Raw genomic sequence first — 18,230 nt, 5'->3', positions numbered from 1 at the left:
TAATCTGCTTCACGGACGGTCCCCTCGTTTGAGATTGCACAACCTCATTCTGGCACACTGATGCCGTAGGGGGCCGTCCACACCATCAACCACAGCCATTGGCTGTGACAGCGATCGTGGCCCCAGCATCGTTCGACGACAATCATTCGGGGTAATGGGTCCTGGCTTTCGCCAGGACGACAGCGGTGGATGATTCACGCGGTGTCATCTCCCGCGAAGGCCGAAGGCGGGTGATCAATATTCAGAGACGGCAGTGCTTGAGCCGAGAGGCCGCGGCGTACTGGATCGCCCGGTCCCGTCTTCGCCAAGGCTTCGACGGGGCCATGACTCCCGGGCGCGCCGAAGCTTTAGCGGAGGCGGCGAGCCGGGCGATGACTGTGTGGGTGGGACACGACTCTCTCCGCTTGTCGTCCCGGCGAAGGCCGGGACCCATAACCACAGGGTTGTGTCGTTGAAGAGGGCTGTGGCCCCATCGTCGCGCAGCAACTGCCATTGGGGCAATGGGTCCCGGCCTTCGCCGGGACGACAGTGAGTGTGTGGCACGCTCGCGACGTCCAGAGACGCAGGGCTTGCGTTCAACCGGAACAGACAGCCCGCGGGAGTGCGACCTAGCGCGGACGTTTTGGTCGCTTGAGCTCGGCGACCTTGAACTTCCCGGCGGCCTGCAGGCTGCTGCAAAGCCACCAGGCCCGGTTTCGGTACTCGCCCAGGAACCATTTGGTCTCGACGCAATCCACGTAGGACTTGTAGGTGAGGTTGTCCCTGCACGTCGACGAGAACGGTCCATATGCTTGTCCGCCCGCCGACTCGCTGCACCCGACCCAGGGGTCCTTGCCGTGCGGCAGGCTCGATTCACAACCACCGTTGCAATTGCTGGCGACTTTCTCCAGCGCGGCAATCCTGCCCAGCACGGAACCCGGCGCCGGCGATGGCGCTCGTGCGGACGACGATGACGTCTGGGTGGTTCTCGATCTCCGGTGAGATACCCCTGTGTTTGCCGTTTGCGTCGGACGATTTGTCCGTGCCACCTGTTTCGGCGCTTCAATCGTGATGGACGGTAGCGGCTTTGCGGAATCTGTTTGCGACGCGGCCGGGCCGCACAGCAGGACGGTCGACAACACAGCGACAGTTGAAGGCGCGACAAGGCTCGGCGACAATCTCATGAGATGCCCTCCCAAATCGGGGACGGAAATGCCGCCCCGCCATGCGCACGGTACCATACATCCCGAATGAGGCCACCTAGGGTTGAAATTATTTCCGCAGACGACTGGCCATCGACATGGCGGCCAAGAGAACGCTGACGGCTCGCACCGTTACGATGTCCGCTTCTGGCGTTGACCGGCACGATCGCCGCTAACGGACGATGGCCGCCCCCTAGCGATCCCCGAACGCCAGCCGCGCGCCGAGCGCGACCAGGATGCTGCCGCCGATCCGCTGCATGATCCGCTGCGACCTCCGGGAGCGCTGCAGCTTCGCCATCACGGCGCTGGCGAAGCACACGCAGACGATATCGACCGCCGAGAAGGTCAAATTGACCGTTGTGCCGAGCAGGAATAGCTGAGCCCAGACCGGCAGGCTCGCCGACGCATCGACGAACTGCGGCAGGAACGCCAGGAAGAAGATCGCGGTCTTCGGATTGAGCACCTCGACGACGACGCTTTGCGCAAAGGCGCGCTCCGCGGAGAGCGGCGCAAGCTTGGGACGCTTGGTGTTGTCGCGATCGCGGAACAGCGACAGCCCGAGCCAGACCAGATAGGCCGCGCCGGCCAGCTTCATCGCGGTGAAGAGCGGCGGCACCGCGTGAAACAGCAAAGCGAGGCCGGCGGCCGCGGCGATGACATGGACGTAGCCGCCGAGATGCAGCCCGAGCGAGGCCATCAGCCCGGCGCGCCGGCCGCCCGCGAGCGTGCGGGCCGCGGCGTACAGCATGGCGGGACCTGGGATCAGTGCGAAGGTCGCGGTCGTGATTGCGAAGGCGAGGTACAATTCCATGTGCGGGCTCAATGTCTGGGCGATAACTTCCTCCGCCGTCATTGCGAGCGAAGCGAAGCAATCCATCTGCCCGCATATGCCGATGGATGGATTGCTTCGTCGCTATCGCTCCTCGCAATGACAGGCTGCATTTGTTCAAGCATCTCAGTTCGCAGGAATCATCGCCGCGACCTCACGGTCGACAGGATCGTCGCTTTCGCCGAGCCCCGCGATGACACCAGCACGATCCTCGAGCTTTCGGTTCTGACTCATCTTCTTCTTGGCGTCGAGCCGGGTGATCGGCATCCGGAAGCCGACGATGCCGCGCAACTGCGCCTTGATGAAATCATCGGGCGCATCGCTGACCTGCCAGACCTCCTTGCGCGAACTCTCATGCAGCCTGGTCAGCCGGGTGACGACGTCGAGCAGGCGGTCGGCATCCTCGAAGAACTCGGCCGGGCCATAGGCGTGCACGGCGACGTAATTCCAGGTCGGCACCACCTTGCCGTGCTCGGCCTTGGTCACATACCAGGACGGCGTGACATAGGCGTCGGGCCCCATGAAGATCGCCATCGCTTCGCCCACGGCAGGCAGCTTCCACTGCGGATTGGGCCGCGCGACGTGACCGTACAGCGTGCCGCAATCGCCTTCGCTTTCATTGAGGATCAGCGGCAGCGGCGTGCCGATCAGGCCGTCCGCGGTCGCGGTGACCAGCGTCGCGAGCTTCGAGGCCCGCATCGCGGCGTGGATCGGGCCGAGCTCATCCATCTTGAAATGCGGCGGCAGGTACATGGCAGACCTCTTGGTCGTCCTCAATCAATTGCTGCTCGCACCATAGCGCCGAAGTGGCCTATGATAAGAGCCACTTTCGATCATAATTATTGGTCCACTATGGCCCGCCTGCGCGACACCATCAGTATCCCCTCGCTCGGCGCGATCGACCGCGCCGCCGGGCAGGTCGGGCGCCAACTCGCGCAGGCCCTGCGCGCCGCGATCGCCAAGGGCGAATTGAAGGCCGGGGAATTCCTGCCGTCGACGCGCGCGCTGTCGGCCTCGCTCGGCGTGGCGCGCGGCACCGTCACGGAGGCGTTCGAGCAATTGCAGGCCGAGGGCTATCTGGAATCGCAGGTCGGTGCCGGCACCCGGGTGGCGCCGACACTTGCGGAACAGGCGCAGCCCGTCGCGGTCGATCGCAGCCCGAGACAATCCGCGCCGATCCAGCTGCCTGCCCGCGCGGCGCGGCTCGCCAAAGTGGTGACAGCTTTCACGCCGATGCCCGAAGTCCCGTTTGCGATCGCGGTCCCCGGAGGCGCGGTCGCCCCGGACGACAATTGGCGCCGGCTCGGCAACCGGGTGCGCGCATCGCGCGCGGCGGCGCCTGCAAGCTATGGCGATCCGCGCGGCCTGATGGAGCTGCGGCAGGCGATCGCCGACTACGTGCGCAAATCGCGCGCGGTGCATTGTGAGCCCGGGCAGGTCGTGATCACGGCCGGCACGCAACAGGGCCTTTATCTCGCCGGCCGCGTGCTGCTGTCATCGGGCGATCGCGTCTGGGCCGAGGATCCCGCCTATCCCGGCATGACGGCCGTGCTCGACGATCTCGATCTCGTCACCACGCGCGTTGGCGTCGATGCGCAGGGCATCGATGTCGATGCCGCGATCGCCGCGTGCCCGGATGCGCGCGCAGCGTTCGTGACGCCGTCGCATCAATATCCGCTGGGCATGCCGATGAGCATGGCCCGCCGCAACGCGCTGGTGGCATGGGCCGCGCGGCGCGATGCCTGGATCGTCGAGGACGATTACGACAGCGAGCTGCGCTATGCCGGGCATCCCTTCCCCTCGATGCAGGGCCTCGCCCCGTCACGCGTGATCTATCTGGGCACGCTGAGCAAGGTGCTGTTTCCTTCGCTGCGGCTCGGCTATGTCGTGGCGCCTCAGCCGCTGATCGACGCCTTCGCCGGCGCGCGGGCCTTGCTCGACCGGCACTCGCCGACCGCCGACCAGCATGTGCTGGCGGCCTATATCCGCGAGGGCCTGTTCGAGGCGCATATCAGGCGGATCCGCGGCGTCTACGCCGCGCGGCGTGCGACCTTGATCGCGGCGCTCGCACGGCACATGCCTGATGATGTCACGCTGCAACCGAGCGACCAGGGCATGCATCTCTTGCTGTGGCTGCCGCAAAACGTCGACGATGTGCGATTGGCGAAGGCCGCGCTCGCCGACGGCGTCGTGGTGCGGCCGATCTCACCGATGTACAAGGCATCAGCGCGACGCGGCCTGATGCTCGGCTTCGGCGGATTTGAACCGGAGCAGCTGGAGGCGGCCGCGATACGGCTGCGACGCGTGTTCGATCAACACAGATTGCAGCGGCGGGCCAAGCCGCGCCGCGCGTCATACTGATTTGACTGTTCGCTTCTTACTGCTCGAACGCAGCCTTAAGCCGGTTGAGCTGCGGCACCAGGGGGTTGCCGATCGAGGAACGATCCGGCGCCGGCGCGTGGATCGTGGTGTCGAGGCGGCGGACGCGGGCCTGCAAATCCATCGAGCGGGCGATCAGCTGCTGCAATTGCTCGGGCAGCTTCATCACCATGTCGGCCGGGCCGGGATCGGCGGCCGACAGCTTCACCTTGGTCTTCTCGCGATTGGCCTGGGTCAGCGTCATCTCGCCTTCCTTGACCGCGCGGTGCAGCAGCAGCCAGGAGGCGAGCTGCATCAGCCGCGTGGTCAGGCGCATGCTTTCGGTGGCATAGGTCAGGCTCACGGACCGTTCCAGCGCCTTGGCCTCGGCACGTCCGTCGCCGTCGAGATAGGCGGCGGTCTGCTCGACCAGGTCCATGCCTTCCCGGAACAGCACGCCGAATGCCGCAGAATTGGTCAGCCGTTCACTGAACAGCACAAGCCCGGCTTCGTTCTGGGAACGATCGGCCATGGTTAACGCCCTCACACCATCTTAACGCCCGCTGGCATCTCACGCGCCAGCTTATGATGAACAAATCATTGCGCGGGCGCGCCGAAGAGTCCAGCCGCAACCGGATTTATGGTTTCCAGCCGCGGACGCAACAAAAAAGAGCCGCCGTTTCCGGCGGCTTTTGAAGTTGATAACAGGGAGGCGTCAAACAGAGTGGACAGGAGCCACTCGGTGTCCAAACGAGGACAATGCAGTCATAATCGAGAAAGCTTAACCGATCGTAAATGAACGGTTTTCTTCAGGCTTTGTTTGCCATGTCGGCCATTGACCTAGTTTGGGACGGGGGCAGGCACGCCGATGCGTAGCCCGGATGGAGCGCAGCGAAATCCGGGAATGGAGCATGAGCGGATAGAGCGGCCCCGGATTGCGCGGAGCCTGTCATCGGGCGCGCGTTCGCGCGACCCGTTGGCTCCATCCGGGCTACGAGGACTTGTCCGGCACGACGTGATGTGATGTCGCTCTGGCTACGACTTGAAGAACGCGTTCGCGGCGTCCTTCGACGCGCGCTTCTTGGTCATCGCCTCTTTCAGGCGATCGACTTCGGCGGTGAGCAGCGCAATGCGCTCGGTCAATTCCTCGACCGACAGCAGCGAGAGATCCTGTCCGATCTCGTGGCTGATCTTCTTCCGCGGCCGGTCCTCATCCTCACTCGGCATGTGTCCTCCCGGCGATGTGGTCTGGCGCCATGCGTCCAGGGATGTTAAGTGTCGGGTCAAGGAGAATTTTGCAGTGACTTTCGTTTGCGCGCAACATCTGACGCGAATGCCCCGGCCCGACCGCAAGGAGTCTGACCGGACGGGATAGTGCGCCTGCGCGCCAGGCATGAGCCGACCCCAAGCCCTTCCGATCATGCGGGAGGGCTTTTTAATTTTTGATGGCCCGGGGTCGGCATCACCGAACGCGAGAGAGCTCAGCCCATGACCAAAATTCTCATCACCAGCGCGCTGCCTTACGTGAACGGCGTCAAGCATCTCGGCAATCTCGTCGGCTCGCTGCTGCCCGCCGACGTCCACGCCCGCTTCCGCCGCCAGATCGGCTGCGACGTGCTGTTCATCTGCGCGACCGACGAGCACGGCACGCCGGCCGAGCTCGGCGCCATCGAAGCCGGACAAGACGTCCGCGCGTTCTGCGACGCGCAGCACGCCGTCCAGGCCGCCATCTACCGGCGCTTTGGTCTGTCCTTCGATCACTTCGGCCGCACCAGCGCGCCGCACAATCATGCGCTGACGCAGCACTTCTATCGCCGGCTCGACGCAGCCGGATTCATCGAAGAGCGCACCTCGCGCCGGGTGTGGTCGCCGGTCGACCGACGCTTCCTGCCCGATCGCTTCGTGCTCGGCACTTGCCCGCATTGCGGCGATCGATCGGCGCGCGGCGATCAGTGCGACCATTGCGGCACGCTGCTCGATCCGCCGGAGCTGATTGAGCCGCGCTCGGCACTGTCAGGCGACCGCGCGCTCGAGATCCGCGACAGCCGTCATCTGTTCCTGCGCCAGTCGCAACTCGTCGAGAAGATCGGTGCATGGATCGACAGCCGCGGCGGATGGCCGCCCCTTCGTGGTGTCGACCGCGAAGAGCTGGCTCAATGCGGACTTGCGCGATCGCTGCGTCACGCGCGACCTCGCCTGGGGCATTACCGTGCCGCGCGAGGGTTTTGACGGCAAGGTGTTCTACGTCTGGTTCGACGCGCCGATCGGCTACATCGCGGCGACGCAGGAATGGGCGGATGCCGCGCCCGGCCGCGACTGGCGGCAATGGTGGTGGCAGGCCGATGAGGTCAGCTACATTCAGTTTCTCGGCAAGGACAACATCCCGTTCCACACCGTGAGCTTTCCGGCGACGCTGCTCGGCTCCGGCGAACCGTGGAAGACCGCCGACGTGATCAAGGGATTCCACTGGCTCAATTACGAGGGCGGCAAGTTCTCGACCAGCCGCAAGCGCGGCATCTTCACCGATGCGGCGCTGGAGGAATTGCCGGCCGATCTCTGGCGCTGGTGGCTGATTGCCAACGCGCCGGAGAGCGCCGACACCGATTTCAGCGTCGCGCGGTTCGTTGCCGATGTGAACAAGGATCTCGCCGACATCTTCGGCAATCTCGCCAACCGCATCATCAGCTTTGCGCATCGCGGCTTCGGCGGCCGCATCCCGCGTGGCGGCGCACCCGGCGACGCCGAGCAAAAGCTCGCGCATGATCTCGAGCAGCGGGTCGCAGCGCTCCACCGTCACCACACGGCGCTGGAGTTTCGCGCCGCATCGGCTGCGACCCGCGCGATCTGGGATAGCGCGAACGCTTACCTGCAACACACCGCACCGTGGACGGCAATCAAGTCCGATCCTGACCGTGCAGCGGTCGTCACCCGCGTCGGGCTCAATCTTGTCGCGCTGTGCGCGACGCTGGCGTGGAGCATCGTGCCAAGCCTGTCCGAGCGCGTGCTTGGCGCGTTCGGCCGCAACGATGCCCTGCCGCGCTGGCCCAATGGCCCACTGCTCCCGCTGCTGGATGATGGTGCCGGCACGCCGGTCGCGAGCTTCGGCCCGCTGGTCGACAAAATCAGCCCTGAAAAAGCCGACCATCTGACGAACCGGTTCGGGGCCTAATGGCGTTTCGCTTCGTTGGAAAAGGCGGTATGCCATCCGCCAATCCTCTTCTCTGACCAGGGACCAGCCATGACAAACCTGCCCGCGCAAATGACCGTCGTTGCCATCAGCAAGCCCGGTGGCCCGGAGGTGCTGGTGCCGGAGACCCGCGCGCTGCCGGTGCCGAAGGCCGGCGAGATCCTGGTCAAGGTCGCGGCCGCCGGCGTCAACCGTCCCGACGTTGCGCAGCGCTCCGGCTCCTATCCGCCGCCGCCCGGCGCGAGCGACCTGCCCGGCCTCGAGATCGCAGGCGAAGTGGTGGCGCTCGGCGAAGGCGCCAAGCACAAGATCGGCGACAAGGTGATGTCGCTCGTCGCCGGCGGCGGCTACGCGCAATATTGCATCGCGCAGGACGCGCAGGCGATGACCGTGCCGCCCTCACTGTCGATGCAGGAAGCGGGTGCGATTCCGGAAACGCTGATGACGGTGTGGCACAATGTGTTCGAGCGCGGCGCGCTGCAGGCCGGCGAGACGCTGCTGATTCACGGCGGCTCCTCGGGCATCGGCACGATGGCGATCCAGCTCGCCAAGGCATTCGGCGCCAAGGTGATCGTCACCGTCGGCTCGCAGGACAAGGCCGATGCCTGCCTCAAGCTCGGCGCCGATCATGCGGTGAACTACAAGACCGAGGATTTCGTCGAGGCAGTGAAGAAGGCGACCGGCGGCAATGGCGCCAACGTCATCCTGGACATGGTCGGCGGCGACTATATCGACCGGAACTACGATGCCGCCGCCGTCGAGGGCCGCATCGTCCAGATCGCGTTCCTGTCGGGAACACCGAAGGCCACGGCCAATTTCGCCAAGCTGATGGTCAAGCGGCTGCACCACACCGGCTCGACCCTGCGCCCCCGTAGTAATGCGGACAAGGCGGCGATGGTCGCGGCGATCGAGGCGAAAGTGCTGCCGCTGCTGCGCGAAGGCCGCGTCAAACCGCTGATGGACAGCACATTCCCGCTGGAAAAGGCCGCCGACGCGCACCGGCGCATGGAGACCAGCGAACATATTGGCAAAATTGTGTTGGTGGTTTAACTCTCGCAACGGAAGCAGGGGCGGAAACCCTTTGATTCCCTTCGCTTTCGTGTCATTTATCGCGCCACCTCCGGGCCGGTCGCCGGGCCCGGGCAGTTTGTCGATCGCGGAGTACTGACATTGCGTCTGATCAGGTGCCTTGCGCTGCTCGCGCTGGGCCTCATGATGTTTGCCGCTGCGCCTGACGCGTATGCGATCGACGCCGTCAGCGTGCGCAGCGATGCGCCGGCGATCGATTTGACGGCGGTTCTCGACCATCAACGCAGCGAAACCGACCGCATCCAAGTCTCCACCGCACCGGGAACCGACGGCATCGTGCGCCGCATCGAGGTTCGCGCCCGCGAAGGCGGCCAAAACTGGGTGGTGTTCGCGCTCGCCAACAACACCGACGACCAGCTCGACCGCCTGATCGTCGCGCCGCATTATCGCATCGTGTCGTCGGGCCTGTTGTGGCCCGACCTCGGCCTGTCGCGCATCGCGACCATCACGCCGTCGGTCGGCGATCGCCCCGAGCGGCAGGAGAGCCCGACCGCCGACGTGTTCCGCATCACGCTCGATCCCGGCGCCGTCGTCACCTATGTCGCGGAGCTGCGCACCGACAAGCTGCCGCAGCTCTATCTGTGGGAACCCGACGCCTACAAGGACAAGGTCAACTCGTTCACGCTGTACCAGGGCATCGTGATCGGCATCTCGGGCCTGCTCGCGCTCGTGCTCACGATTTTGTTTGTGGTCAAGGGCAGCATCATGTTCCCCGCCGCCGCGGCGCTGGCCTGGGCGGTGCTGGTCTATATCGGCGTCGACTTCGGCTTCTGGGGCAAGGTGCTCGACATGTCGAACAACGCCGAGCGCGTCTGGCGCGCGGCGGGCGAGGCGATCCTCGCGGCGACATTGCTGGTGTTCCTGTTCGCCTATCTCAATCTCAGTCGCTGGCATGTGCGCTACTCGCACATCACGATCGGCTGGCTCGTCTTCCTCGGCTCGCTGGTGGCGCTGGCGCTGTTCGATCCCGCGGTCGCCTCCGGCATCGCGCGGATGTCGCTGGTCATGATCGCCTTCGCCGGCTTCGCGCTGATCGTCTATCTCTCCACCCACGGCTTCGACCGCGCGGTGCTGTTGATCCCGACCTGGTTCCTGCTGGTGGTCTGGGTGGTCGCAGCCGGCATGACGGTCGCGGGCTCCGTCACCAACGATATCGTCGGCCCCGCGCTGCTCGGCGGCCTGGTGCTGATCGTGATGCTGATCGGATTTACGGTGATGCAGCACGCCTTCGCCGGCGGCGGCGCCACCACCGGCGTCGTCTCCGATGTCGAGCGCCGCGCACTGGCGCTGACCGGCTCCGGCGACCTGATCTGGGACTGGGACGTCTCCGCCGACAAGGTGTTCACCAGCCCCGAGACCGAGGCGCTGCTCGGCCTCAAGCGCGGCACGCTGGAAGGCCCGGCGGCGAAATGGCTCGAGGTGCTGCACCCGCTCGACCAGGACCGCTTCCGCGCCGCGCTCGACAGCGTGCTCGACCAGCGCCGCGGCCGCCTGGTGCAGGATTTCCGGCTGCGGACGCCCGACGGCCACTTCATGTGGTTCGCGCTGAAGGCGCGGCCGGTGGTCGGCTCCGACGGCGAGGTCTCGCGCGTGGTCGGCACCCTCACCGACGTCACCGAGTTCAAGAACTCCGAAGAGCGGATGCTGCACGACTCGGTGCATGACAATCTGACCGGCCTGCCGAACCGCCGGCTGTTCATGGACCGCCTCTGCGCGGTGGCGAACCTCGCCAAGACCATGCCGAACCTGCGGCCGACCTTGATGGTGATCGACCTCGACCGCTTCAAGCAGGTCAACGATTCCGTCGGCATCGCGGTGGGCGATTCGATCCTGCTGACGCTGGCGCGCCGGCTGACCCGCATCCTCAAGCCGCAGGACACGCTGGCGCGCATGGCCGGCGACCAGTTCGGCCTGATCCTGCTGTCCGAGCAGGACCCGGCGCGGATCACCAATTTCGCCGAGACCATCCGCAAGACCATCCGCGCGCCGATCGCGTTCAACGATCGCGAGATCTTCCTGACCGCCTCGATCGGGCTTGCGCTGTCCGATCCGGCGGCGCCGCTGACCGACGAGATCATCAAGGACGCCGAGCTTGCGATGTATCATTCCAAGCGGATCGGCGGCGACCGCATCGACGTCTACAAGCCGGCTATGCGGGCGCGGAAGACCGACCGCCTGACGCTGGAGAGCGACCTGCGCCGCGCCATCGAGCGGCAGGAGATCACGATCCTGTACCAGCCGATCGTGCGGCTGGAGGATCGCGCGATCGCCGGCTTCGAGGCTCTGGCGCGCTGGGACCATCCCAAGCTCGGCCGGATGTCGCCGTCGGAATTCATCAACGTCGCCGAGGAGACCGGCCTGATCGTCGATCTCGGCATGTTCGTGATGGACCAGACCGCGCGCCAGCTCGCGGTGTGGCAGCGCGCAATGCGGGCGCGCGAGCCGATCTTCGCGTCGGTCAACGTGTCGTCACGGCAATTGCTGCGCCACGATCTGATCCACGATATCAGAACCGTGCTGTCGCGCTCCACCGTGGCGCGCGGCACGCTGAAGCTGGAGCTGACGGAATCGCTGGTCATGGAGAATCCGGAGCACGCCGCGCAGATGCTGGCGCGGATCCGCGAGCTCGGCACCGGGCTGTCGCTCGACGATTTCGGCACCGGCCACTCCTCGCTGTCCTATCTGCAGCGCTTCCCGTTCGACACCATCAAGATCGACCAGTCGTTCGTCCGCACCACCAGCCGCGGCACCCGCCCGGTGATCCTGAAATCGATCATCGCGCTGGCGCATGATCTCGGCATGGAGGTGGTCGCGGAGGGCGCGGAGACAGACTCCGACGCCGTCGAGCTCTACCAGCTTGGCTGCGAATACGCGCAGGGCTTTGCTTTCGGCGAGCCGATGGACGCCGACGCCGCGACGCGCCTTCTCACCGAGGAACGGCTGGAAGCTGCGAGTTAGCTCTTGTCGTCCCGGCCTTGAGCCGGGACCTATACGCCGCGGCCTGTCCACGACGCGCTGGGGGCCAGTTGCCTTCGTAACCACAACGCCCTGTGGTTATGGGTCCCGGCGTTCGCCGGGACGACGAGCGGGCATGCGCTTGAACTTGACGCTCTTGCCGTCGGCCTGGCGGGTGGCGATGTAGCCGGCCTCGAGGCAGGCTTCGCGCTGCGGCATCTTCTCCTGCGGACTGCGCAGGGTTTCCCACCACGACGCGCGCTGCGCGGCGCGCGGCAGCGAGGCGTCGATGATCTCCTCGATCTGCTCGAAGGTCAGCACGAATTCGGGCAGATGCTGCTCCTTCAGATAATCCCGCAGCGCGTCGTAGTCGTTCACATCATCCTCAAGGCTCAGGGTTCCAGCAACCACCCGTTAACCCATTCGGCGGCCGCTGTCGCCATTTAAGGCGACAACAAGATTTCCCGTTGCATGACGGCGCCTTGGAGCGGGACATGCCATTTCGACGGGGACACGACGCAAGGCGGCGCTGGCGGCTATCGGCAAAGCTGCTGGTCGTTGTGTCGGTTGCGACCGTCCTCGGCTTCTCCGCGGTCTGCGCCGGCGTGATGTTCGACATGCGCCGCGGCGAGGAGCAACTGGCCCGACGCACCCTGGAGAATCTGGCGTCGGGCATCGAGGCCGACATCAGCCGCAACATCGAGCTCTACGACCTGTCGCTGCGGGCGGTCGCCAGCAATCTGGAAATGCCGGAGATCCGCAATGTCAGCAAGGAACTGCGCCAGCTGATCCTGTTCGACCACGCCGCGACCGCAAAGCATTTCGGCGCGATCCAGGTGTTCGACAGCAAAGGCGATCTGACCATCGACGCGGCGAGCCTCGATCCGCAGCCGGAGAACCGCAGCGACGAGGAGTATTTCACCGTCCAGCGCGACCATCCCGACACCGGGCTGTATGTCAGCCGGCCGATGCTGCATCGCGGCGCCTACGCTATCGTGCTGAGCCGACGCATCGTCGGCGAGGACGGCCGCTTTCTCGGCGTCGTGGTCGGTTCGATCCGCTTCAGCTATTTCCACGATCTGTTCGGGCGGCTGAACCTCGTGCCGGGCGACACCATCACCGTTCTGCGCAACGACCGCACCATCATCATGCGGACGCCGTTCGATCTCGACGTGATCGGCAAGAACCTCGTCGACCAGATGGACTGGAAATCCGAGAACCTGAAGATCGGCGGCGCGTTCTCCGGCAGGGGCCCGGTCGACGACACGGCACGTCTCTATGTCCGGCGCAGCGGCAGCGGGCCGCTTTACGTCGTGGTCGGCAAGCCGCTCGAAGTCGTCTTCAATCTCTGGCGCACCGAGGCAATCCGGATCGGCGCGATCATGGGCTTTCTGGTGCTGTTCGTGCTCGGCGCGACGCTGGTGCTCGCGCGCGAGATCGTTCGCCGCGGCGACGCCGAGGACAAGCTCGAGGAGCTGGCGACCACCGACGCCCTCACCGGCCTGAAGAACCGGCGCAAGTTCGATACCGAAATCGAGCGCGAATGGCGCCGCGCCAGCCGGTACGGCCAGCCGGTTGCGCTGTTGATGATCGATGCCGATCATTTCAAGGCCTACAACGACACCTATGGGCATCAGGCCGGCGACCAGGTGCTGGTCGGCATCGCGATCTGCATTTCGGATGCAGTGCGCCGCGCCGGCGATTGCCCGGCGCGCTTCGGCGGCGAGGAATTCGCCGTGCTGCTGCCCAACATGACCACGCTCGAGGCCTTCAACCTGGCCGAGACCATCCGTGGCAAGGTCCAGCAATGGTGCGAGGGCGAGCTGATCACGACGGTCAGCATCGGCGTCGCCAGCATGCGGCCGCTCGCCGGCCAGCAATGGTCCGACCTCATCGAAGCCGCCGACAAGGCGCTCTACGCCGCCAAGGCCAACGGCCGCAACCAGTCGGTGCTCGCAACGGCGCCGAAGATCGCGCTGGTGGCGTGAGACATCGTCGTGAAGAGTTGTTGACGCATTTTGCCGCGCTGCCCGTCGGATAACCCAGTGCATCGCAGTTGTAAGGGACGCACTGGCGGAAGGGCTCCCTCCCCCCTTGCGGGGGCCCACAAGGGGGGAGGGTGCCTGAGCAGCCTGCTCACCTCACTTAGCGTGGCACCAAGTGCGGCTAGCCCCGCCGCTTCTTCTTCGGCTTCTTGCCGAACTTTGGTTTCGCCGACACCTCTGGCCACTGCGTGTGTCCGGCCTTGCCCCGATGCTTCTTTTTCTTGCCGAACCTGGGCTCATCGCCCGATGTCGGCCTCGCACCCTTTTCGTTCCGATCGAATCGAAACGGGGCTCTGGAGTCTCGCTTTGACGCTTGGTCTTCGCGCGAACCGCTCGCACCTTCCCTCGAAAACGCTTTGGCCTCGCGATCCGGCTTGCCGTGGCGCTTTGCTGCCGTGTGTTCACGCGGCTCGTCGCCGCGCGGCGCGCGGTGCCCGCCGTCGTCCTGATCGCGCCAAGGCTCGTACCTCGGATCGGGCCTGGGCTTGCGTGCCGGCTTCTCGGCGCGCGCCTCGCCCTGCGGGCTGTCCGCCAGCGGTTCGATGCGGATGCTGTCTTCCTTGTCCGGACGCTTGATCTTGACGGCGAAGGAATCCGCGACCCGCGCGGCGATCTCGAACTCGGTAGTCGTGTCCGTGATCTTGATGGCGCCGATGTCGCGCTTGTCGATGCCGCCACGGCGGCAGATCATCGGCAACAGCCAGCGGGCTTCGGCATTCTTGCGGCGCCCGATCGCGGCGCGGAACCAGACCGTGGCCTCCTCCATGCCATGACGCGGAGACTTCCCGGTCTTCGATCGCGGCCCGGCGGGACGATCGTCTCGGCGCGAGGGGCGCTCGCCGCGCTCGCGGCCCCGCCCCTCGCCGGGATCGAGGATGTCCTCGGGCGCCGGCAGCCGCGCGCGATAGAGCCGGGCAAGCGCCGCGGCGATCGCCTCGGGCGAGCGTTCGGCAAGCAAGGCCTGCGCGAGGGCCAGATCGTCCGGCGTCGCCTCTTCGGAGAACACCGCATCCTTCAACAGGCGATCATGGTCGAGCTTGCGGATCTCCTCGGCCTGCGGCGCGGAGCCCCAGACAATATCGATGCCGGCGAGATCGAGCAGCAATTCGGCGCGCCGCCGTCGTGCCGGCGGCACCAGCAGGATGCTGACACCCTTGCGGCCGGCACGGCCGGTGCGGCCCGAGCGATGCTGCATCACCTCGGGATCCTTCGGCAGATCCGCATGGATGACGAGATCGAGGCTAGGCAGATCGATGCCGCGCGCCGCGACGTCGGTCGCGACGCACACCCGCGACCGCCCGTCGCGCAACGCCTGCAGCGCCTGGGTCCGCTCGTTCTGGGTCATTTCGCCCGACAGCGCGGCCACCGAGAAACCGCGCTCCAGCAGCGCCGCCTGCAAATGCCTGACGGCTTCCCGCGTGTTGCAGAACACCAGCGCGCTCGGCGCCTCATGGAAGCGCAGCACGTTGACGACCGCGTGCTCGACATCGTCGGCGGCGACGCGGATGGCGCGGTACTCGATGTCGGCGTGACCGCCTTCGTCGCCCGCGACCTCGACGCGAAACGCCTGCTGCTGATACTGCTTGGCCAGCGCGACGATGCCGCGCGGAAACGTCGCCGAGAACAACAGGGTGCGGCGCGTCTCCGGCGTGGTCTCGAGGATGAATTCCATGTCCTCGCGGAAGCCGAGATTGAGCATCTCGTCGGCCTCGTCGAGCACGACGACCCGCAATCCCGAGATGTCGAGACGACCGCGCCGCAGATGGTCGCAGAGCCGGCCGGGCGTCCCGACCACGATGTGGGCGCCTTCGGCAAGCTCGCGCTGCTCGCGGCGCGGGTCCATGCCGCCGACGCAGGAAACGACGCGTGCGTCAGCATGCTCATATAGCCATGCGAGCTCGCGCTGGACCTGCAAAGCGAGTTCGCGCGTCGGCGCCACGATCAGGGCCAGCGGTGCGCCGGCCGGCTCGAACCGCTCGCTGTCGCCGAGCAGGTCCTTCGCCATGGCCAATCCGTAGGCAACGGTCTTGCCCGAACCGGTCTGGGCGGAAACCAGGAGGTCGCGGCCAACGGCATCGTCCGCGAGCACGGCGAGCTGGACGGGGGTGGGTTGTTCGTAGTTGCGCTCAGCCAAGGCGCGGGCGAGCGGCAGACTTGTGGTCGGAAAGGGCACGAGATGGGAAACCTTGATTGGTCCGGGCGCAGAACGTCGAGCGGGACGACCTGAGGCTGCGACCCCGGCAGGCGGCACGGCCGCATGACGATTTGGCGCTGCTTTACGCCAAGACCGGCCAAATCGCCATGCCCCCGAGGCCCTCCTTGACGGAAAAGGTGCCGGATCAGGCCGGCTGCCCGATCGGGGCCTGGCTGCCGGCGATCCGGTCCATCAATCCCGACAACCGCGATGGCGGCAGGCTGGCCGGGGCAATCAGGCCGCCCGCCCCGCGCAGCGCACCCGGCACCAGCTCGCAGGCCAACAGGCGCTCCCGTTCGTAGGGGCCGGGCATGCGGAGCGCACCGGTTGTCGCGGCCGAGAAGCCGAAGCGGTCGTAATAGGCGGCGTCGCCGACCAGGATGACGGCGCGATGACCGAGCAGATTGGCCCGCTGCAACGCCCGCCGCATCAGCGCGGCACCGATGCCGAGGCACCGCACCTCTTCGGCCACCGCAAGCGGGCCGAGCAGCAGGCAGGCGTGACCGGTAGCGGTCACGACCGGCCACAGCCGCAATGTGCCGACCAGGCGGCCGCCACGGCGCGCGACAAACGCGAGGCCGCGCGCAGGCTTGCGGCCCTCGCGCAGCCGCTCCGAGGTCTTGGCGAAACGGCCAGGACCGAATGCGGCGTCGAGCAGACTCTCTCGCGCCGCCACGTCCGAACGGCGTTCCCTGCGGATCGCAACCGGTCTGTCGTTCGGAGAACCAGATGAGGACATCACGCAACCCTCGCCAGATAGATGAAGACCTCATCGAGGTCCCGGCACTTGAAGCGCTCGGCGAGTTCGCCTGGACGCCCCATCGCGACGACGCGGCCATGACTCATGATCACGACGAAGTCGCAGAGCTGCTCGACCTCGGTCATGTTGTGCGAGGACAACAGGATGGTGGCGCCGCGGCGCTTCTGATAGGCGCGTAGCCGGCTGCGCACCCACTCGGCACGGTCGGGGTCGAGCGAGGCCGTCGGCTCGTCGAGCAGCAGCACCTCCGGATCGTTGATCAGCGCCTTGGCGACGGCGACGCGGGTCTTCTGGCCGGCGGACAGCCGACCGGTAACGCGGTCGAGCACGTCGCCGAGCTCGAAATCCTCGATCAGCTCCTCGATCCGCGCCTTGAGATTGGCAACACCATACAGCCGACCGAACACCATCAGGTTCTGGCGCACGGTGAGCCGCCCCGGCAGCGCGACATAGGGGCTTTCGAAATTCATCCGGCTGAGCACCTTGTGACGCTCGATCGCCATGTCGTGGCCGAGCACCATGGCGCGGCCGAAGCTCGGCACCACGAGGCCCATGATCATGGCGATGGTGGTGGTCTTGCCGGCGCCGTTGCCGCCGAGCAGGCCGACGGTCCAGCCCTTCGGCACGATGAAGTTGACATCGTCGACCGCCCAATGGGTGCGGTACTGCTTGCAGAGGCCCTCGACCGCGATCGCCGGTGTTTCATCGGGATTGGGTCGGTCCGGCGCGTTGTTCTGCGCGGGCGTGGTATTCGGCGACACGGACGTCAGGTGCCGGCGGGGCAGAAAGCGTTCGATGCGGCTCATGGATGTCTCCCCTTACTCGCCCATCGTGAGCAGGCCGCCCTTGTGGCGGGCGCTCTGCAGCAGGGCGACGAATGTGGTGAAGCCCATGCCGAGATAGACGGCATTGAGCGCGAGGCATTCGATCATCAGGTCAGTGCGGAAGGTGCCGTCGAGCAGCGCGGCGCGCATGCCCTCGAACACATAGGTCGGCGTCAGCGACCAGGCGACCGGATGCAGCCAGAGCGGCAGCGCGGCGACCGGATAGTAGACGCAGCACAGCGGCAGCAGCACGATCATGATCGAGTAGGCGAGGCTTTCCGCGCCAAAGCCCTGCCGGATCACGAGGCCTGCGACCACGAGCCCGATCGCCCAACTGGTCAGCACGAGATTGAGGAAGAACGCGAGCAGCCCCGGCCCCATCGCGAACACGTTGAAGCCGAACAGCACGAATGTCAGCAGCATCACCGGCAGGGTGCCGATCACGAGCCGGATCAGGCTCATCAGCATCAGCGATGCCGCGAGCTCGAACGGCTGCAACGGGCTCATCATCAGATTGGCGAGATTGCGCGACCAGATCTCCTCCAGGAAGGTAAAGGTGAAGCCGAGCTGGCCGCGGAACAGCACGTCCCAGAGCAGGACGGCGCCGAGCAGCAGGCCGGCGGTGGAGGCCATCGCCGACTTGCTGTCATAGAGGTAGGTGTAGAGGAAACCCCACACCAGCATCTGCATCGCCGGCCAGTAGATGATCTCGAGCAGCCGCAGCGATGACGAGCGCAGGATGTAGTAATAGCGCGCCGTCATGGCCGCGATGCGGTTCAGTGACTGTGTCATGGCAAGCACCCCGTGT

At 66.0% G+C, this 18,230-nt stretch carries 16 protein-coding genes; 6 read left to right on the top strand and 10 right to left on the bottom strand.

All coding sequences use genetic code 11. The annotated features are described in order from the left end of the window. Nucleotides 1-608: 608 nt before the first annotated feature. The 3 genes from AC628_RS45425 to AC628_RS21955 form a co-directional block, all read right to left on the bottom strand. Nucleotides 609-911, bottom strand: a complete 303-nt coding sequence (locus AC628_RS45425) for a hypothetical protein (protein ID WP_245321267.1) — start codon at nucleotides 909-911, stop codon at nucleotides 609-611. Between the two features lie 463 nt (nucleotides 912-1,374). Then, a complete protein-coding gene (locus AC628_RS21960) occupies nucleotides 1,375-1,992 on the bottom strand; it encodes a LysE family translocator (protein WP_074128827.1) in 618 nt (205 codons plus the stop codon). A 144-nt stretch (nucleotides 1,993-2,136) separates the two neighbouring features. Further along, on the bottom strand, nucleotides 2,137-2,763 hold the full coding sequence (locus tag AC628_RS21955) for an FMN-binding negative transcriptional regulator (RefSeq protein ID WP_074128826.1): 627 nt from the start codon (nucleotides 2,761-2,763) through the stop codon (nucleotides 2,137-2,139). Nucleotides 2,764-2,862: 99 nt separating this feature from the next. Here AC628_RS21955 and pdxR point away from each other — a divergent pair, with 99 nt between their 5' ends. Then, nucleotides 2,863-4,371 (top strand): MocR-like pyridoxine biosynthesis transcription factor PdxR, encoded by a 1,509-nt coding sequence (pdxR, locus tag AC628_RS21950; RefSeq protein WP_074128825.1) that lies wholly within the window; start codon nucleotides 2,863-2,865, stop codon nucleotides 4,369-4,371. A gap of 16 nt (nucleotides 4,372-4,387) precedes the next feature. Here the strand turns inward: pdxR and rcdA are convergent, their stop codons facing one another. After that, on the bottom strand, nucleotides 4,388-4,900 hold the full coding sequence (rcdA, locus tag AC628_RS21945; RefSeq protein ID WP_074128824.1) for a protease adaptor protein RcdA: 513 nt from the start codon (nucleotides 4,898-4,900) through the stop codon (nucleotides 4,388-4,390). Nucleotides 4,901-5,403: 503 nt separating this feature from the next. Continuing rightward, entirely contained in the window at nucleotides 5,404-5,595 is a 192-nt protein-coding gene (locus AC628_RS21940; protein ID WP_074128823.1) for a DUF1192 domain-containing protein, read from the bottom strand. 261 nt (nucleotides 5,596-5,856) lie between these two features. Between AC628_RS21940 and AC628_RS21935 the strand changes: the two genes are divergently transcribed. The 4 genes from AC628_RS21935 to AC628_RS21925 all read left to right on the top strand — a co-directional run bounded on the left by AC628_RS21935 (nucleotide 5,857) and on the right by AC628_RS21925 (nucleotide 11,602). Further along, a complete protein-coding gene (locus tag AC628_RS21935; protein WP_283806636.1) occupies nucleotides 5,857-6,597 on the top strand; it encodes a class I tRNA ligase family protein in 741 nt (246 codons plus the stop codon). After that, nucleotides 6,497-7,537 carry a methionine--tRNA ligase gene (locus tag AC628_RS45850; protein ID WP_349510128.1) on the top strand — a complete coding sequence of 347 codons (1,041 nt, stop codon included), beginning with the start codon at nucleotides 6,497-6,499 and terminating at the stop codon, nucleotides 7,535-7,537. The genes AC628_RS21935 and AC628_RS45850 overlap by 101 nt, the downstream gene beginning before the upstream one ends. 69 nt (nucleotides 7,538-7,606) lie before the next feature. Further along, nucleotides 7,607-8,605: an NAD(P)H-quinone oxidoreductase gene (locus AC628_RS21930; protein WP_074128822.1), complete on the top strand. Its 999-nt coding sequence runs from the start codon at nucleotides 7,607-7,609 to the stop codon at nucleotides 8,603-8,605. Nucleotides 8,606-8,725: 120 nt separating this feature from the next. Further along, nucleotides 8,726-11,602 carry an EAL domain-containing protein gene (locus tag AC628_RS21925; protein WP_074128821.1) on the top strand — a complete coding sequence of 959 codons (2,877 nt, stop codon included), beginning with the start codon at nucleotides 8,726-8,728 and terminating at the stop codon, nucleotides 11,600-11,602. A 96-nt stretch (nucleotides 11,603-11,698) separates the two neighbouring features. Here the strand turns inward: AC628_RS21925 and AC628_RS21920 are convergent, their stop codons facing one another. Beyond that, nucleotides 11,699-11,977, bottom strand: a complete 279-nt coding sequence (locus AC628_RS21920; RefSeq protein ID WP_074128820.1) for a DUF7662 domain-containing protein — start codon at nucleotides 11,975-11,977, stop codon at nucleotides 11,699-11,701. A gap of 116 nt (nucleotides 11,978-12,093) precedes the next feature. Between AC628_RS21920 and AC628_RS21915 the strand changes: the two genes are divergently transcribed. Continuing rightward, nucleotides 12,094-13,587, top strand: a complete 1,494-nt coding sequence (locus AC628_RS21915; protein ID WP_074128819.1) for a GGDEF domain-containing protein — start codon at nucleotides 12,094-12,096, stop codon at nucleotides 13,585-13,587. A 178-nt stretch (nucleotides 13,588-13,765) separates the two neighbouring features. Here AC628_RS21915 and AC628_RS21910 read toward each other — a convergent pair whose 3' ends face one another. The 4 genes from AC628_RS21910 to AC628_RS21895 all read right to left on the bottom strand — a co-directional run bounded on the left by AC628_RS21910 (nucleotide 13,766) and on the right by AC628_RS21895 (nucleotide 18,214). Beyond that, entirely contained in the window at nucleotides 13,766-15,817 is a 2,052-nt protein-coding gene (locus AC628_RS21910; RefSeq protein ID WP_074128818.1) for a DEAD/DEAH box helicase, read from the bottom strand. A gap of 166 nt (nucleotides 15,818-15,983) precedes the next feature. Next, on the bottom strand, nucleotides 15,984-16,577 hold the full coding sequence (locus AC628_RS21905) for a GNAT family N-acetyltransferase (protein WP_074128817.1): 594 nt from the start codon (nucleotides 16,575-16,577) through the stop codon (nucleotides 15,984-15,986). Then, nucleotides 16,577-17,404: an ABC transporter ATP-binding protein gene (locus tag AC628_RS21900; RefSeq protein WP_083633078.1), complete on the bottom strand. Its 828-nt coding sequence runs from the start codon at nucleotides 17,402-17,404 to the stop codon at nucleotides 16,577-16,579. The genes AC628_RS21905 and AC628_RS21900 overlap by 1 nt, the downstream gene beginning before the upstream one ends. A gap of 12 nt (nucleotides 17,405-17,416) precedes the next feature. After that, entirely contained in the window at nucleotides 17,417-18,214 is a 798-nt protein-coding gene (locus tag AC628_RS21895; protein WP_074128816.1) for an ABC transporter permease, read from the bottom strand. Nucleotides 18,215-18,230 lie beyond the last annotated feature (16 nt).

The organism is Bradyrhizobium sp. NAS96.2 (assembly GCF_001908235.1).
Classification (GTDB): Bacteria; Pseudomonadota; Alphaproteobacteria; order Rhizobiales; family Xanthobacteraceae; genus Bradyrhizobium.
The sequence above is the reverse complement of the archived record's forward strand: the minus strand, read 5'-3'. Positions and strand labels throughout refer to the sequence as shown.

Bases quoted from the DNA above. Each gene is read 5' to 3' on its own strand.
- AC628_RS21960 (WP_074128827.1), bottom strand. From the start codon at position 1,992: ATGGAATTGTACCTCGCCTTCGCAATCACGACCGCGACCTTCGCACTG.
- AC628_RS21955 (WP_074128826.1), bottom strand. From the start codon at position 2,763: ATGTACCTGCCGCCGCATTTCAAGATGGATGAGCTCGGCCCGATCCAC.
- pdxR (WP_074128825.1), top strand. From the start codon at position 2,863: ATGGCCCGCCTGCGCGACACCATCAGTATCCCCTCGCTCGGCGCGATC.
- rcdA (WP_074128824.1), bottom strand. From the start codon at position 4,900: ATGGCCGATCGTTCCCAGAACGAAGCCGGGCTTGTGCTGTTCAGTGAA.
- AC628_RS21940 (WP_074128823.1), bottom strand. From the start codon at position 5,595: ATGCCGAGTGAGGATGAGGACCGGCCGCGGAAGAAGATCAGCCACGAG.
- AC628_RS21935 (WP_283806636.1), top strand. From the start codon at position 5,857: ATGACCAAAATTCTCATCACCAGCGCGCTGCCTTACGTGAACGGCGTC.
- AC628_RS21930 (WP_074128822.1), top strand. From the start codon at position 7,607: ATGACAAACCTGCCCGCGCAAATGACCGTCGTTGCCATCAGCAAGCCC.
- AC628_RS21915 (WP_074128819.1), top strand. From the start codon at position 12,094: ATGCCATTTCGACGGGGACACGACGCAAGGCGGCGCTGGCGGCTATCG.
- AC628_RS21905 (WP_074128817.1), bottom strand. From the start codon at position 16,577: ATGTCCTCATCTGGTTCTCCGAACGACAGACCGGTTGCGATCCGCAGG.
- AC628_RS21900 (WP_083633078.1), bottom strand. From the start codon at position 17,404: ATGAGCCGCATCGAACGCTTTCTGCCCCGCCGGCACCTGACGTCCGTG.
- AC628_RS21895 (WP_074128816.1), bottom strand. From the start codon at position 18,214: ATGACACAGTCACTGAACCGCATCGCGGCCATGACGGCGCGCTATTAC.